At 69.7% G+C, this 16,236-nt stretch carries 14 protein-coding genes; 8 read left to right on the forward strand and 6 right to left on the reverse strand.

Features of this window, described 5'->3' with window-relative positions:
• Nucleotides 1-21: 21 nt before the first annotated feature.
• From P2P98_RS07375 to P2P98_RS07395, 5 genes are all read right to left on the reverse strand, one after another.
• A complete protein-coding gene (locus P2P98_RS07375; RefSeq protein WP_345799711.1) occupies nucleotides 22-867 on the reverse strand; it encodes a flavin reductase family protein in 846 nt (281 codons plus the stop codon).
• Between the two features lie 5 nt (nucleotides 868-872).
• Nucleotides 873-2,039 (reverse strand): LLM class flavin-dependent oxidoreductase, encoded by a 1,167-nt coding sequence (locus tag P2P98_RS07380; protein WP_275798601.1) that lies wholly within the window; start codon nucleotides 2,037-2,039, stop codon nucleotides 873-875.
• A 76-nt stretch (nucleotides 2,040-2,115) separates the two neighbouring features.
• On the reverse strand, nucleotides 2,116-2,880 hold the full coding sequence (locus tag P2P98_RS07385; protein ID WP_275798603.1) for a LuxR C-terminal-related transcriptional regulator: 765 nt from the start codon (nucleotides 2,878-2,880) through the stop codon (nucleotides 2,116-2,118).
• Between the two features lie 14 nt (nucleotides 2,881-2,894).
• The gene (locus P2P98_RS07390) at nucleotides 2,895-3,980 is read right to left on the reverse strand and encodes an ABC transporter permease (protein ID WP_275798605.1); all 1,086 of its coding nucleotides are present in this window, start codon (nucleotides 3,978-3,980) and stop codon (nucleotides 2,895-2,897) included.
• Nucleotides 3,977-5,473 (reverse strand): sugar ABC transporter ATP-binding protein, encoded by a 1,497-nt coding sequence (locus P2P98_RS07395; RefSeq protein WP_275798606.1) that lies wholly within the window; start codon nucleotides 5,471-5,473, stop codon nucleotides 3,977-3,979. Before P2P98_RS07395 ends, P2P98_RS07390 begins: the two co-directional genes overlap by 4 nt.
• Nucleotides 5,474-5,713: 240 nt before the next feature.
• Here P2P98_RS07395 and P2P98_RS07400 point away from each other — a divergent pair, with 240 nt between their 5' ends.
• Both P2P98_RS07400 and P2P98_RS07405 read left to right on the forward strand, forming a co-directional pair.
• The gene (locus P2P98_RS07400; RefSeq protein WP_275798608.1) at nucleotides 5,714-6,763 is read left to right on the forward strand and encodes a sugar ABC transporter substrate-binding protein; all 1,050 of its coding nucleotides are present in this window, start codon (nucleotides 5,714-5,716) and stop codon (nucleotides 6,761-6,763) included.
• Nucleotides 6,756-7,571: a glucose 1-dehydrogenase gene (locus tag P2P98_RS07405; RefSeq protein WP_275798610.1), complete on the forward strand. Its 816-nt coding sequence runs from the start codon at nucleotides 6,756-6,758 to the stop codon at nucleotides 7,569-7,571. Before P2P98_RS07400 ends, P2P98_RS07405 begins: the two co-directional genes overlap by 8 nt.
• Before the next feature lie 78 nt (nucleotides 7,572-7,649).
• Here P2P98_RS07405 and P2P98_RS07410 read toward each other — a convergent pair whose 3' ends face one another.
• A complete protein-coding gene (locus tag P2P98_RS07410) occupies nucleotides 7,650-9,101 on the reverse strand; it encodes an NCS2 family permease (RefSeq protein WP_275798612.1) in 1,452 nt (483 codons plus the stop codon).
• A 66-nt stretch (nucleotides 9,102-9,167) separates the two neighbouring features.
• Here P2P98_RS07410 and P2P98_RS07415 point away from each other — a divergent pair, with 66 nt between their 5' ends.
• The 6 genes from P2P98_RS07415 to P2P98_RS07440 all read left to right on the forward strand — a co-directional run.
• Nucleotides 9,168-9,605 carry a nitroreductase family deazaflavin-dependent oxidoreductase gene (locus P2P98_RS07415; RefSeq protein ID WP_275798614.1) on the forward strand — a complete coding sequence of 146 codons (438 nt, stop codon included), beginning with the start codon at nucleotides 9,168-9,170 and terminating at the stop codon, nucleotides 9,603-9,605.
• Nucleotides 9,606-10,053: 448 nt separating this feature from the next.
• Nucleotides 10,054-12,633, forward strand: a complete 2,580-nt coding sequence (gene nirB, locus P2P98_RS07420) for a nitrite reductase large subunit NirB (protein ID WP_275798624.1) — start codon at nucleotides 10,054-10,056, stop codon at nucleotides 12,631-12,633.
• Between the two features lie 62 nt (nucleotides 12,634-12,695).
• Nucleotides 12,696-13,112 carry a nitrite reductase small subunit NirD gene (gene nirD / locus P2P98_RS07425; RefSeq protein WP_275798626.1) on the forward strand — a complete coding sequence of 139 codons (417 nt, stop codon included), beginning with the start codon at nucleotides 12,696-12,698 and terminating at the stop codon, nucleotides 13,110-13,112.
• A complete protein-coding gene (cobA, locus tag P2P98_RS07430) occupies nucleotides 13,109-14,341 on the forward strand; it encodes a uroporphyrinogen-III C-methyltransferase (RefSeq protein ID WP_275798616.1) in 1,233 nt (410 codons plus the stop codon). The genes nirD and cobA overlap by 4 nt, the downstream gene beginning before the upstream one ends.
• Nucleotides 14,338-15,477, forward strand: a complete 1,140-nt coding sequence (locus tag P2P98_RS07435; RefSeq protein ID WP_275798618.1) for a uroporphyrinogen-III synthase — start codon at nucleotides 14,338-14,340, stop codon at nucleotides 15,475-15,477. Before cobA ends, P2P98_RS07435 begins: the two co-directional genes overlap by 4 nt.
• A partial coding sequence (locus P2P98_RS07440) for a CbiX/SirB N-terminal domain-containing protein (protein WP_275798620.1) occupies nucleotides 15,474-16,236 on the forward strand: 763 nt, incomplete at its 3' end. The genes P2P98_RS07435 and P2P98_RS07440, both read left to right, overlap by 4 nt.

A 16,236-nucleotide genomic window follows, 5' to 3' on the forward strand; every position in this document is an offset into this window, starting at 1 on the left:
CGGCAGCGGGGCGGGGGCGGCTCAGCCCGCTCGTACCTCGAGCTCGGAATGCCCGCTCAACGCGTGCCACGTGCGGTTGTAGTAGACGAGGGGGGCAGCCTCGGAGTCCTGCTCCCCGTCACACGATGACCCTGTCTCAACCACGTGGGCGATCACGATCGTCGATGTGCCCGCCACCGACGTCGATACGACATCGGCCCTCAACCATCGGGTGGTGGTCGGGAAGTAGGGCTCGCCGGTGGGCAGGCGGCTCCACAGCGACGTGTCCGCGAAGCGGTCGATACCGCTCGTGGCGCACAGCTTCGCCGCCCACAGATCGCGCGAGCCCAACAGATGCACGACGACCGAGCTCGCCGCCGTGAGCGTGGGAGAGCTCGACGAGTCCTGAGAGACGGAGAACACCACCAGCGGTGGCTGGGCGCTCACGGAAATGACCGAGGTGGCGGTGAGACCGACGGGCCCGGTGCCGTCGTCGGCCGTGATGACGGCGACACCCGCGGGATACCCGCGGAACGCGGCGCGGAACTCGTCGGCGCTGACGGCCGCCGACGGCCGAGACTCGACGTGCGCCTGGATGGTGCCCCCTTCCGCGGAGTACCAGCCCCGGGACTGAGCGAACGCGAGCATCGCCTCGAACGACGTCGTCCATGCGGTGTCGTCGTGAGCATGGTGACGGATCCACCCCGAGTCGATGACGGGCTGCGCAACCCCGTAGTCGAACGAGCCGGCGCGGGCACGCCGAAGGGCGTCATCGATCTGTGCGCGTGTCGCACCCTCCTCCGCCTCCACGTGCAGCCGATCGAAGACGTCAGCCTCGACCAGCTCCACGCCCGCCGGGTCGCCGGTGCTTCCGATTCGGATGATCATCGCCGTCACGCCTTCGCAGCGACTTCGGCGCCGTACTTCTCGGTCATGTGCGAGATCGCCGCCAGGTGCTGCTTGGTCTGCTCCTCGCGCATGGCCGCAGTGTGCGCCTGGGACGCCGCGGCCGTGGCGAGGTGCCCCTGGAACGCCGGGATGACGTGACGAGCGAAGAGCTCGTACGAGGTGAACGTCGCCGCCCGATCCGCCCAGTCGTTGCCGAAGACGAGCAGAGCGCCGAAGCCGCCGGTCTGCTTCTCGAGGCGTTGGATCTGTCGCACGGCGTCGTCCGGGGTGCCGATCACGCCGATGCCGTTGTCGTTGATGAAGTCGATCATCTCGCGGACGTTCTCGCCCTCGACCGCCATCTGGGGGAAGGCCACGACATCCTTCCAGTAGCGGAACCACTCCTCGATGCCGTAAGCGACGTCCTTGTAGGCCTGCTCCCGGGTCTCTGCGAGATGGAACAGCGTCGCTAGACGCCACTGGTCGCGCGAGACGGTCTTGCCGTACTCCGCGGCCCGTTCCTGCTGGATGCCGAAGGCGTGCGCGAGCGCATCGAAACCGTCGGAGGTCATCGTGGCGCCGATCGAGAACAGCCCGAGGCCGTGCATTCCGGCCAGCCGCGGTCCCGTCGGGGAGACGACACCGGCCGCGACGATGTCGAAGAGCGGCTCCGAGTACGGCGCCAGCTGGAGCCGCGCATCGACGAGGGTGTGGGTCTTGGTGGTCGCGGTGACCGTCTCGCCTCGCAGAAGACGCAGGATGATGTCGATGTTGTCCGAGAGCAGTTCGCGGGTGTCGGTCGGGGTCAGCCCGATCATCGACGAGTCGGAGGGAAGCGACCCGGGCCCGACGCCGAGCATCACACGTCCGCGTGTCTGGTGGTCGAGCTGGACGAAGCGGTCGGCGACCCAGAGCGGGTTGTGGTAGCTGATCGAGGTCACGCCGGACCCGAACTTGATGCGGCTGGTGACCTCCGCGGCAGCGGCGATGAAGATCTCCGGGCTGCCGATGATCTCGCTGCCCCCCGAGTGGTGCTCACCGATCCATGCTTCGTCGAAGCCGAGCCGATCGAGATGCTGCATCAGTTCGAGGTCCTGGCGCATGGCCAGGGTGGGGTTGATCTTCGAGGAGTGCAGCGGGGTCTGCACGATTCCGAAACGCATGCGCGTCATGGTGAATCCCTTTCTTCACGTCGTCGTGGTCTCACCAGTGTCGGAAAGGTGCAGGTGTCGCTGAAGTGGTCGAAAGTTACCTGTGTCGGCGGGTGCCGACAAGCAGCGCGAGCTGCGTGCGCGAGCGGAGTTGGGTCGCCAGGAGGATCGCGCTGACGTACTTCTTCACCGTGCCCTCCGTGAGATTGAGGCGCGCCGCGATCTCCGCGTTCGAGAGGCCGTCGGCGACCAGGCGCGCCACCTCTTGCTGCCGCGGCGCGAGCGAGGAGAGTCGATCGTGAGAGAGGTTCGGCGCATCAGCGGGGGCGAGCGCACGGCTGAGGGCATTGAGAGGTCCGGCGAGGCGCCGGAGAGCGGCCAGTTCCTGCTGCTCGCGCAGCGTGGGCTCGGTCTTGAAGATCCCGACGACGGCTTGCCGCCCCCCTCCGGCGTCGAGGTGAAGCGCCGTGGCCGCGCGGAAGCCGCCGGGGTACAGGTAGCGGTGCAGGTACTCGTGAGACCGGTGCGAAAGCCGGCCGAGTTCGCCGAGCCCCGCGACTCGCGTGCGCCGGAGCAGTGCCGCCGCCTCCGGTGAGGCGAACACGTCGCTCCGGTACCAGCCGTCCTGGTAGGGCGCGAGCATTCCCACGGAGCTCCGGGTTTCGAGCGGGTGCGGGTCCGCCCAGATGGCGGCGAACGATGAACCGGTGAAGAACGTCGTCGTGCGGAGCCCGAACCGCCGCCCCAGGGATTCCAGAAGCGCCTCGCGGAAGCTCGCGAGATCGCGCGCGGGATCGCAGTCGGACAGGACGCCGAAGATCCGGTCGTAGTCGATCGACGACAGGTCGTCACCCTCGATCACACGCGCTCCAATCGTCATCGAGCGCCGGTGGACTGCGTCTGGGCAGACGGCGTCGCGGTGGGGGTGGCATCCGTGCGAGTTTCGGCCTGCGCTCGAGCGTCAGCGGCACGTTGCCGGCGCGAGGGCCGGCGCCGCGCCGAGATCCGGTCACCGAGGACCGCGGCGACGAGGATGACGCCCGTGATCACCTGCTGCCAGAAACTCGCGATGCCCGCGATGCTCAATCCGTTCTGCAGGAGGGCGATGAAGAGGACGCCCAGCGCCGTACCCACGACGCTGCCGAGGCCTCCCAGCAGGCTCGTCCCCCCGAGGAGCACCGCCGCGACCGCCAGGAGCGGCAGGCTCGGGTCGACTTGAGGCGTCGCGGCGCCGACGCGAGCGCTGGAGAGCACCCCGGCCACACCCGCCAGCGCACCCGACACCGAGTACACGAGCACGATCGTCCGGGTCGTCTTGATGCCCGAGAGTCGGGCGGCCGAGAAGCTCCCGCCGACGGCGAACACGTCGCGGCCGAAGAACGTGCGCCGCTCGAGATAGAGGAACAGCGCGAACACCACGATCATCAGGCACACCGGGTACGGGATGCCGAGGAGCCCGCCGCCGGACAGTTGCGAGAAGAGCGGATCGGTCAAGTAGAACGACTTGCTGTTCGACCACAGGTTGACGATGCCGGTGATGGTCGTCATCGAGGCGATCGTGACCACGAAGAACGACAACCGCAGCCACCCGATGAAGAGGCCATTGGCCACAGCGCCGACGACGGCACCGACCACGACGCTCGCCGGGAGCGCGAGCGCCGCCGGCAGTCCCGCTTCGACGGCTTTGGCGAGGAAGATCCCGGTCAGGGCGGCCGTCGCCCCCACCGAGAGATCGACGCCGCCGGTGACGACCACCAGGGTCATCCCCATGCTGACCACCCAGAGCGGCGCGGCCGCGGTGAGGACGTTGGCGATGTTGCCGGCGGTGAAGAACACCGGTTGGGTCATCGCGAAGATGAGCAGCATGGCGATCACGAGGAACAGAACCGGCCGGAACAGCCTCGTTCCCGCCCAGACGCGCGCCAGAGCGGGCGGTGCGGCGGTGGTCGGTTCGATGGTCATAGGTGGCCTCCAGCCAATCGGGTGATGAGGGGTTCGGTCGCATCTGCCGAAGCAACATCGGCGACGATCACGCCGGCGTGCATGACGAGGATGCGATCGCACAGTTCGAGGAGTTCGTCGGTCTCGGACGAGCTGACCAGGAGCGCGGTGCCCCGGTCCGCCGCGTCACGCAGGAGGGAGTGGATCTCGTGCTTGGCGGCGACGTCGACGCCGCGCGTCGGTTCGTCCAGCAGCAGGACCGACTTCTCGGCGCCGAGCCACTTGCCGATCGCGACCTTCTGCTGGTTCCCGCCGCTAAGCGAGCCGACCGTGGAGCCGAGGTCGGGCGCCTTGATCGACATCCGCTTCGCCAGCGTCGCGGCGGACGCGGTGTCGGTAGCCCGCGGGGCGCCGAGGCGCCGACGGTCGCGGGTGCTGACCATCAACAGGTTGTCGACGATGCTGCGCTGCAGCACCACCCCTTCCGTCTTGCGATCCGGGGGGAGGTAGCCGGCACCAGCCGAGATGGCCTCATCCGGACGGGAACCCGCCAGCGATGTGCCGTTGAGCGCGACGTCTCCGGTGAAGGGGCGTGAGCCGAAGAGGGACTCCAGGAGCTCGCCCCGCCCGGCACCCGTGAGACCGGCCAGGCCGACGATCTCGCCCGCCTGCACCGTGAGACTCACATCGGTGAAGGCGCGGGGTGAGCTCGCGCCGCGCACCTCGATCCGCGGGACGGCTTCGGGAACCGCCGCGCGGCGGCTCCGTCGTCCTGCGGGGCGGGAAGCCTTCGGCGCTCCGACCATGGCATCCACGAGCGTGGCCTGGTCGAACGCCCCGGTCGGTCCGGTGGCCACCGTGAGTCCGTCGCGGAGCACGGTGATCTCATCCGAGAGTTCGAACAGCTCCGGGAGACGGTGGCTGACGAACACCGTCGAGACGCCGTGCCCCTTCAACCGCCGGACCGCGGCGAACAACGATCGAACCTGGTCGTCGCTCAGCGAGCTCGTCGGCTCGTCGAGGATGAGGATCGAGGTCTCGATCGAGAGCGCTCGTGCGATCTCGACCATCTGGCGTTGGTCTGGACGCAAGCGCGACACGGCGATGGTCGGGTCGTAGTCGAGGTCGAGACGTGCGAGCACATCGCGGGCGCGACGGTTGGTCGATTTCCAGTCGATGCCCCACCAGGAACGTTCGAGCCGACGGCCGAGCAGGATGTTCTCCGCGACGGACAGGTGCGGTGCCAGGGCCGACTCCTGTGACACCATCGCGATGCCGTGCGAGAGCGCATGGGCCGGATCGCGGAACTCCACGCGTTCCCCGTGCAGCGACACAGTGCCCGAGTCCGGGCTGACCTGCCCGGACAGCACGCCGAGCAGCGTCGACTTCCCCGAGCCGTTCGCGCCGATGAGGCCGTGCACGCTGCCGCGTTCGGACACCGCGAAGTCCACGCCGCGCAGAGCGTGGACCCCGCCGAAAGATTTCGTGATGCCCGTCAGATTCAAATGACTCATTCGCGCCCTCTCCAGTGAGGTCGATCAGCACGGTGGCTGCAACGCGACCGAATGTAGGGGAAGAAACCGCCCAGGTCTCTGACGAAGTTCGTCACGGATCGATAGTCAAAGCGTGAACGATGCCGACGTTCATCCGGCACGACTTCGGCTATCAATGGCGGTCGAACTATCTCATGGTGTGTGCGACGAGGCCTGACCTAGCGTGGGGCGTCATCATCACTCAACGAGGAGTAGGCAGCAATGACCCGACCCCGCCGCGTCCGCTTCGGCGCCATCATCGCCGTCACGGCAGTAGGTATCTCTCTGGCCGCGTGCAGCACGGCTTCCGCCCCGGCAGGCACCGCCGGCGATTCGACCGCCGAGTTCGTCGACGTGCCGTATGACGGCCCGGAAGCCGGCTACCCGGACAGCTTTCCGACGCCGGAGAAGGTCCCGGGGCAGTCGTTCGTCGTCGGCTACCTCAGTCCGTTCGACGCGTACCCCGTCACGCACTACCAGCAAGAGGTCGCCCAGAAGGTCACGGAGGGACTGGGCGGCACCATGATCGCGAAGGACGCCAATCTCGATGCCCAGCTGCAGGTGACCCAGTTCGACGAACTCCTCACACAGGGTGTCGACGTGATCGTCGGCTACCCGCTGAACCCCGAATCGTGGAGCAACTCCATCGAGAAGGCGAACAAGGCGGGCGTGCCCGTGGTGGCGTTCGCGACGCCGTGGGACTTCACTCAGCAGCCGATCCCGGGCGTCTCGGCCTCGATCGGCAACGCCTACGACGATGAGGCCTATGCGATCGTCCGAGCGGTGGCAGAGAAGAAGCCCGGTGCGACATTCGCCGTGCTCAATGTCGGTCTGCCGATCCCGTCCTTGCAGTACGTGGGCGATCGGCAGGAGTACTGGGGCGAGAAGTTCGGGCTGAAATTCCTCGGCCGGGTCGACGCACAGACCGACAATCCCGCGGGGGCGGCCACCGCCGCGAGCGACATTCTCACGAAGTACCCGAACGTCGACGCGATCCTGACCTACAACTCACTCGCCGCGATCGCGGCCGGAAACATCGCCAAGGGCAAGATCATCACGGGCATGAACGCGGGATCTGTCACCGACGTCGAGTCGGTGAAGAGCGGTGCTGTGACATTCAGCTACTTCCTCGACTCCGACGCGCTGAGCACGCAGGCCATCTATGCGGCCTACGACATCTTGACGAAGCAGGGCGGCGACCTGCCGCCGCTGATCAACATCAAGGGCACCGTCATCAGTAGCGACAACGTCGACGAGGCCAAAGGTGTCTAAGTCGCGCTGGTTCGACGGCAAAGCGGGGCTCGTGACCGGTGCCGCCAGCGGGATCGGGCGCGCGAGCGCTCTCGCTTTCGCCGCTGCCGGCGGGTCCGTCGTGGTGGCCGATCTGGAACGCGCCCGGCCAGGGGGCGAAGAGACGGTTCGGCTCATCATCGCGGCGGGGGGTGAGGCGAGGTTCGTGCCCGTGGATGTCGCCCGGGGCGAGGACGTCGAGCGTCTCGTCGATACGACGATCGCGACGTATGGACGGCTCGATTTCGCCCATAACAACGCCGGCACGGTCGCCGAGGGATTCACCGCCGACGTGGAGGAGGAGGCCTGGGACCGGGTCTTCGACGTCAACATCAAGGGGGTGTGGCTGTGCATGAAGCACGAGTTGCGCCATATGCAGGACCACGGCGGCGGCGCGATCGTGAATACAGCCTCCGTCTCGGGGCTGACCGGCACGGCGCTCACCAGCCCGTATGTCGCGACGAAGCATGCTGTGGTCGGGCTGACCAAGGTGTCGGCCGGCGAGTATGCCAATCTCGGCGTCCGCATCAACGCGGTGGCCCCGGGAGCGATCTGGACGCCTCTCATGCAATCGGCGCCGGAGCCGTTGCAGCAAATGATGTTGGCGCCCCAGCCGCTGCACCGTTTCGGCACGGCCGAGGAAGTTGCTGAGGCCGTCACCTGGCTCTGCTCGCCCAAAGCGTCCTTCGTAACCGGTGTGACGCTGCCGGTCGATGGAGGATTGCTCGCGACGCCTGGTTCGTACAGCCCGTTCCTGAGTCCCTCGCTGGGGGATCGCGGGGAGGCGTGAGCATGCGGTCGCCATGACGTGCCCCTCCGGGGAGGGGCCCGAATGCCATGGCATCCGGGCCCCGAAAGAGGGCGGCGATCAGCCCAGCAGCGCCTCGACCGGCCCTCGGGCGAAGAAGACGACGAAGCCGGCGGCGACGATCCACAGCAGCGGGCTGACCCGGCGGGCGCGACCGGACAGTGCCTGGATCAGGACCCAGCTGACGAACCCCGCGCCGATGCCGTTGGCGATCGAGTAGGTCAGGGGCATCACGGTCACGGTGAGGAACACCGGGATGAGCACCGACATGTCGCTGAGGTCGACGTGGCGGATCTGCGCCATCATCAGCGCGCCGACGATGACCAGGGCCGCGGCGGCGATCTCGGTCGGAACGATGCTCGTCAGCGGGGTGAAGAACATCGCGAGCAGGAACAGGCCGCCGGTGACGACGTTCGCGAGGCCCGTGCGGGCGCCCTCGCCGATGCCGGAGCCCGACTCGATGAACACGGTGTTCGACGACGAGGAGGTCGCTCCACCCGCCACGGCGCCGATGCCCTCGATCACCAGCGCGGAGCGCAGGCGCGGGAACGTGCCGTCGGGAGCGGCGAGACCGGCTTCGCGCGAGAGACCGGTCATCGTGCCCATCGCGTCGAAGAAGTTCGTGAAGACGAGCGTGAACACGAGCATCAGGGCGGCGAGCACGCCGATCCGGCCGAACGAGCCGACGAGGTCGACCTGACCGACAAGAGAGAGGTCGGGCAGGCTCACGAGCTGCGCAGGAAGCGTCGGAACGCTCAGGCTCCAGCCGCCCGGGTTGACGTCGGAGCGGGCGCCGAGGTGCGCGACCGCCTCGACGATCACCGCGATGATCGTGCCCGAGAGCAGACCGATGAGAAGTGCCGCCTTGACCTTGCGCACCAGCAGCACGGCGGTGATGACGAGCGTCAGCACGAACAGCGCGGTCGGGATCGTCGCGATCGAGCCCTCGACACCGAGGCCCACCGGCGGCGAGCTGAGCCCGGTCGAAGTGACCAGGCCGCTGTCGACGAAGCCGATGAACGCGATGAAGAGACCGATGCCGACGGTGATCGCGGTCTTCAGGGCCAGCGGCACGGCCTCGAAGATCATGCGACGAAGCCCGGTGACGGCGAGCAACACGATGATGAGGCCGTTGATGACGACGAGCCCCATGGCCTCGGGCCAGGTGACCCCGCCGACGATGCCGACCGCGAGGAACGAGTTGATGCCCAGGCCCGCGGCGAAAGCGAACGGCAGGCGGGTGACGAGGCCGAAGAGCATCGTCATGACGCCGGCGGTGAGGGCGGTGGTGGCCGCGACCTGGGGGAAGCCGAGGGCGTTGCCGGAGACGTCGGGGGTCCCCGACAGGATGATCGGGTTCAGGATGACGATGTACGCCATCGTCACGAACGTGACCACGCCGCCGCGGACCTCGGCGCCGACGGTCGAACCGCGGGCGGTGATCTCGAAGAACCGGTCGAGGCCGTTCTTCGGTTCGGGGGCGGCCGTGGTCTCGGGAGCAGAAGCGCTCATGAAGGCTCCAGAAAAAGGGGGAAGGGGCTAGACCGGAGGGGAAGACGCCGACGTATCGTGGGAGACATGTCGCTCTCAGGAGAGTATCTGCCCAGCACCAGCGAGTGGGCCCGCCAGCAGGCCGAAGCGTTCGAGGCCTCGGGAGGCCGGGAAGCCGCCGAGCTGCGGGGCGTACCCATCATCGTCCTCACCACGGTCGGGGCCAAAACCGGAGGGCTCCGCAAGACCGCGTTGATGCGGGTCGAGCACGACGGAAAGTACGCGGTCGTGGCATCCAAGGGTGGGGCTCCCGCGCACCCCGCGTGGTTCTACAACCTCGTGAAGAACCCTCGCGTCGCGCTGCAGGACGGCGACGTGAAGAAGGAGTACGACGCGCATCAGGCCGAGGGCGCCGAGCGCGACGAGTGGTGGGCGCGCGCGGTCGCCGTGTGGCCCGACTACGACGAGTACCAGAAGAAGACCGAGCGCCGCATCGAGGTGTTCGTGCTGGAGCCGGTCGAGTAACGGGTTGCGGTGGCTTCGACGGGCTCAGCCACCTCGGTGGAGGTCCCTGAGCTTGTCGAAGGGTCCGGGCGTTCTGCGGGTTGCGGTGGCTTCGACGGGCTCAGCCACCTACGGAGGTCCCTGAGCTTGTCGAAGGGTCCGGGCGTTCTGCGGGTTGCGGTGGCTTCGACGGGCTCAGCCACCTTGCTTGCGGGCGCGGCCACCTCGCGCGTCGGCTCAGCCACCTGGGCGGAGGTCCCTGAGCTAGTCCAAGGGACCGGATGCCGCCGGCAAAACCTCACACGAACGACAGCCCCGCGTGAGAGAAACGTTCGCCGGGGGTAACGCCGGGGCGACGGCGGGGGAAACCTCGGCTGCTTAGCGTCGGGGCATGGCCCGCTCGAACCCCGCAACCGGAACGAAACACGCCGCAGACGCGTCGGCAAAGTCCGCCGCGTACGGTGACGGCATGCTCCACCCCGCGTCATCCGGATCCGTCGTGGTCGTGGGCGCCGGGATGGTGGCGCATCGCTTCGTCGAGAGCCTCACCAGCCGAGACACAGACGGCCGCTGGGAGATCACCGTGCTCGGCGACGAGGCCCGCGGACCCTACGACCGCGTCGGCTTGACCGGGATCTTCAGCGGCAAGACCCCCGACGATCTCACGCTCGACCCCGCGGTGCTCGACCACGAGCGGGTGCGTGTCGAAACCGACGCGCGCGTCACCACCATCGACCGCGCGGCGCGCACCGTCACCACCGCGGCCGGGTCCACCTACGACTACGACCGTCTCGTGCTGGCCACCGGCTCCTACGCCGCGCGCCTCGCGCTCGACGGCTTCGACCACCGCGGCTGCTTCGTCTACCGCACGCTCGACGACGTCGCCGGTATGCGCGCCTGGATCGCGCAGCGTTCCGCGCAGCTCGGCCGGCCCCTGCGCGGCGCTGTCGTCGGCGGCGGCCTGCTCGGCCTCGAAGCTGCCGGTGCGCTCCAGGCCGAGGGCGTCTCGCCGTTCGTGCTCCAGTCGAACGAGCGGCTCATGTCGGCGCAGCTCGACCTCGGCGGCGCGAAGGCGCTGCAGCGGCTCATCGAGGCGCGCGGCATCGAGGTGCGCACGCAGTCGGTGACCACCCGGGTGGATGCCGACAAGACCGGCGCCGTGTGCGGCCTCGAGCTCCGTGACGGCACGTGGGAGGCCGTCGACATCGTCGTCTTCACCGTCGGGGTCCGCCCCCGCGACGAGCTCGCCCGCGCGGCGGACCTCGCGGTCGACGCCCGCGGCGGTGTCGTGATCGACGCGGGCTGCGACACGTCTGACCCCTCGATCCTCGCGATCGGTGAGGTCGCGAGCTTCGACGGGCAGTGCATCGGCCTTGTCGCCCCCGGATACGCGATGGCTGAGGTCGCCGCGACCCGCCTGCTCGGGGGAGAGGCCGCGTTCGACGGCTTCGACACGTCGGCCAAGCTCAAGCTCTCGGGCGTCGAGGTCGCCAGCTTCGGCGACGCGTTCGCCGAGACCCCGAACGCCCTCGACGTCACCTACGCCGACCCGGTCTCGGGCGTCTACAAGAAGCTCGTGCTGAGCGACGACGCGCGAACGCTGCTCGGCGGCATCCTGGTCGGCGACGCCTCGGCGTACACCTCGCTCCGCCCGCTCGTCGGTCGCGCGCTCGGGGGAGACCCGGCCGCCTACCTCATGCCGAGCGACCTCGCCCCGGCCCCGCAGGGCGACCTGCCCGACGACGCGATCGTCTGCTCCTGCAACGGCGTGACCGCCGGCACCGTCCGCGGCGCCGTGACGGAGCACGACTGCGCGGATGCCGCCGAGGTCAAGGCCTGTACCAAGGCGGGGGCTGCGTGCGGTTCGTGCTTCACGCTCGTGAAGAAGCTCGTGGCGACCGAGCTCGCGGCATCCGGGAAGGAGGTCTCGAACGGGCTGTGCGAGCACTTCTCGTTCACCCGCGCGCAGCTCTTCGACGCCGTGCGGATCTCGGGGCTTCGAACCTTCACCGCGATCGTCGAGCGCTTCGGCACCGGACGCGGGTGCGACATCTGCAAGCCGGCTCTCGCGAGCATCCTCGCGAGCCTGTACGCGGAGCACGTGCTCGAGGGAGAGCTCGCGACGATGCAGGACACCAACGACCACGTGATGGCGAACATCCAGCGCGACGGCACGTACAGTGTCGTTCCGCGCATCGCGGGCGGCGAGATCACGCCCGAGGGGCTCGTCGTGATCGGTGAGGTCGCCCGTGACTTCGGGCTCTACACGAAGATCACCGGCGGCCAGCGCATCGACATGTTCGGGGCGCGCCTCGAGCAGCTGCCCGCCATCTGGAAGCGCCTCGTCGACGCCGGCTTCGAGTCGGGGCAGGCGTACGGCAAGTCGCTGCGCACGGTGAAGTCGTGTGTCGGCTCGACCTGGTGCCGATACGGCGTGCAGGACTCCGTGGGCATGGCCGTGCAGCTCGAACTGCGCTACCGGGGCCTCCGCTCGCCGCACAAGATCAAGTTCGGCGTCTCGGGCTGTGCGCGCGAGTGCGCCGAGGCCCGCGGCAAAGACGTCGGCGTGATCGCGACCGAGGCCGGCTGGAACATGTATGTCGGCGGCAACGGCGGCTTCACCCCGCGCCACGCGGTGCTCTTCGCCGAGGGCCTCGACGACGAGGGGCTGCTGCGCGCGATCGACCGCTTCCTGATGTTCTACATCCGCACCGCGGACCGGCTGCAGCGCACCGCGCCCTGGATGGAGGACTACGAGGGCGGCCTCGAGGCGCTGAAGGGCGTCGTGTTCGACGACACCCTCGGCATCGCCGAAGACCTCGACCGGGCGATGGCCGCCCACATCGACAACTACGAGGACGAGTGGGCCGCGACCCTCGCCGACCCCGAGAAGCTCAAGCGGTTCCAGAGCTTCGTCAACGCCCCCGACACGGCCGACCCCACGCTCGCCTACGTGAGCGAGCGCGGTCAGCCCCGCCCCGCCACGGCCGAGGAGCGCACCTCGGGCGCGGTGTTCATCGGCGGCACGACGCTGGCGGTGCGCTCGTGACGATCGTGAACGCGACCAGGACGGATGCCATGACTCCGGATGCCGAGACTCCCGCGGCCGCCATGCCCGGGGCCACCGCCGCACCTGCCCCCGCCTCGCCCGCCGCTCCCGGTTGGACCCGCATCTGCCACGTCGACGACCTTCTCGTCGAGCGCGGAGCGGCCGCCCTCGTCGACGGGCGGCAGATCGCGCTGTTCCGCACCTACGACGGCCGGATCTTCGCGACCGACCAGATCGACCCGTTCAGCGGGGCGGCGATCCTGTCGCGCGGGATCGTCGGCGATCGCGCGGGCGTGCCGACTGTGGCATCCCCGATGTACAAGCAGGTCTTCGACCTGCGTACCGGCGTGTGCCTCGACACGCAGGGCAAGGAACCGCAGAGCGTACGGGTCCACCCGGTCGCGGTGACCGACGGTGTCGTGTTCGTCAAGCTCGCCCCCGCGGCTGATGCCGCTGGCGCAGGAAAGGACCCCCGATGATCGCTCTCGCAGGACTCGACCTCACCGACCGTCTCGTCGTGTGCGTCGGCGGCGGCTCCGTCGCCGAGAAGCGCATCGCGCGGCTCCGCGCGGCGGGAGCCCGAGTGCGTCTGATCGCCCCGGTCGCGACCGCGGGGCTCACGGCGCTCGCCGTCGCCGGCGACATCGAGTGGCACGAACGCTCCTTCGAGCCCGAAGACCTCGACGACGCCTGGTTCTGCCACACGGCCACGGGCTCGGCATCCGTCGACTCCGACGTCGTGGCCGCCGCCGAGGCGCGCCGCGTGTGGTGCGTCAACGCCGGCCACGGCGGCAAGGGCACCGCACGCCTGGCCGCCGAGACCACGAGCGGCGATGTGATGGTCGGGGTCGTGTCGACCGCGGGTGCCGACCCGCGCCGCACCGTCGCCGTGCGCGACGCCATCGCCCAGCGCCTCGCCGAAGGCGCCCTTCCGCTCCGCCGCCGACGTCGCCCGCTCGTGGGGAGCGTGGCGCTCGTCGGCGGCGGCCCTGGCCCGGTCGATCTGATGACGGTGCGCGCTCGCGCGCTGCTCGCCGAGGCCGACGTCGTCGTGCACGACCGGCTCGGACCCACCGGCGTGCTCGCCGAGCTCGGCGACGACGTCGAGCTCATCGACGTCGGCAAGCGCCCCCAGCACCACCCCGTCCCGCAGGACGAGATCAACGCCCTGATCGTCGACCGCGCCGCTCGGGGCCTGCGCGTCGTGCGACTCAAGGGCGGCGATCCGTTCGTCTACGGACGCGGCGGCGAAGAGGTCATCGCGTGCCGGGCGGCCGGCATCCCCGTCGAGGTCGTCCCGGGGATCTCCAGCTCGATCGCCGTCCCGTCCGCCGCGGGAATCCCCGTGACCCACCGCGGCGTGGCCGGTACCCTGCACGTTGTGAACGGTCAGGAGTCCCCGAGCGAAGCGACACTCGCGGCGCTCCGCGACGACAGCGCCACGGTCGTCGCGCTGATGGGTGTCAGCGCCCTGCCGCGGTTCGTCGCCGCCGCCCGCGCCGCCGGTGCTCCCGAGACGCGGCCGGTCGCCTTCGTCGAGAACGGCCACACGCCCGCGCAGCGCACGATCCGCACCACGCTCGGAACCGCGATCCAGGATGCCGAGATCCATCGCCTCGCCAACCCCGCGGTGCTGGTGTTCGGCGAGGTCGCCCGGCCCGACCTGCTGCTCCCGGTGACGGTCGCCCAGAGCGAGGGGATCGGGTGACGACACCCGCGCGGACGATCAGCACGGTGCTCCAGGGGTGCACCCTGCTTCTTCCCGTCGATCGCCGGTCGGGGGAGCTGTCCGCCGCGCTCGAGCGCCACGGCGCGCGCGTGCGCGTCGCGCCCGCGCTCACGATCGTCCCGCACGTCGACGACGAGGAGCTCATCGCGCAGACCCGGACTCTCGTCGACGACCCTCCCGATGTCGTCGTCGCCACGACGGGTGTGGGATTTCGCGCGTGGATGGAGACGGCGGACGAGGCGGGACTCCACGACACTCTCGCCCCCGTGCTCGACGCCGCGCGGATTGTCGCGCGCGGACCCAAGGCGCGCGGCGCGATCCAGCAGGCAGGATTCGAGGCCGACTGGGTCGCCGAGAGCGAGACGGCGGCAGAGCTCCGCGACTTCCTCGTCGCCGAGGGGATCGAGGGGCTCCACGTCGCCGTCCAGCACCACGGCTCCGGCGCGGACGGCCTCGATGAGGCTTTCGAAGCCGCCGGGGCGCGCGTGACCAGCCTCACCATCTACCGGTGGGGTCCGCCGCCCGACCCCGAGGTCGTCGCGGCGTCGACGCAGCAGGTCGCGCGCGGAGAGATCGACGCCGTCCTGTTCACCTCAGCTCCCGCGGCTCGCGAATGGATCCTCGCGGCCGAGCGGGCAGACGCGCTCGACGGGGTGGCATCCCGTGCCGCCCGCGGGCACGTGCTGGTCGCCGCCGTCGGCCCCATCACGGCGGGTCCGCTGATCGAGGCGGGGATCCCCCCGCTCATCCCCGATCGTGGTCGGCTCGGAGCGCTCGTGCGCTCCGTCGTGACGCACTACGGCGGGGCGGACGCCCCGCTCATCCCCACCACGGCGGGGCGCCTCGGCATCCGGTCGTCCGGGATCGTGCTCGACGGCGTCTTCACGCCCCTGCCCCGCACGGGCGTCGAGATCCTGCGCGCGCTCGGCCGGCAGCCCGGGGCAGTGGTCTCGCGCGCCGACCTCATCGCGGCCCTGTCGAGCTCGGAGGCGAGCGGACACGCCGTCGAGGTCGCGGTCGCCCGCACGCGCGAGGCGCTCGGCGAGCTCGACCTCATCCGCACGGTGTACAAGCGCGGCTACCGGCTCGACGTGATCGACGAGGAGGACGCATGACCGCCGTACTCATCGCCTGCGCGCACGGCACGAGATTCGAGGAGGGGCGCGTCGTCGTGCGCGAGCTGCTCGAGGTGCTGCGCGAGACCGCGCCCCCGGGCGTCGAGGTGCACGAGGCCTACGTCGACGTGCACGGGCCCTACGTCACGGACGTCGTCGCGGCCGCGCGCGAGCGCACGGACGACATCGTCATCGTGCCGCTGCTGCTGTCGACGGGGTACCACACCGAGGTTGACCTCGTGGAGGCGGCGGACGGCCTTCCCGTGGCTCCCGCGCTCGGCCCGCACCCCGTGCTCGCCGAGATCCTCGTGGACCGCGTGCGCGCGACCGGCGCCGGCGCGGACGACACCGTGGTGCTCGCCGCGGCGGGCTCCACGCGCCCCGGCGCGGTCGTGGACGTCGAGCGGATGGCCGAGCTGATGACGGAGGCCGGGATCGCCGGTCCCGTCGTGACGGCGTATGCCGCGGCATCCGAACCGCGGATCCCGGATGCCGTGCACGTGGCGCGCAAAGCCGGTCACCGTACCGTCGCGGCGAGCTACGTCCTCGCGCCCGGGCACTTCTCCCGGGTGATCGAGAAGGCGGATGCCGATCTCACCACCGCCCCGATCGGCGCGGACCCGCGTCTCGCGACGGTCGTGTGGGAGAGGTGGGCGGCGGCGCGGAAGGTCGCCCCGGCGGAGGTGGCTGAGCTTGTCGAAGCCTCCGGTGGTCTCGATGGGTCTCGGTCCCTTCGACAGGCTCAGGGACCTGGGTGTG

This window comes from Microbacterium sp. Kw_RZR3 (assembly GCF_029222405.1).
Taxonomy (GTDB): Bacteria; Actinomycetota; Actinomycetes; order Actinomycetales; family Microbacteriaceae; genus Microbacterium.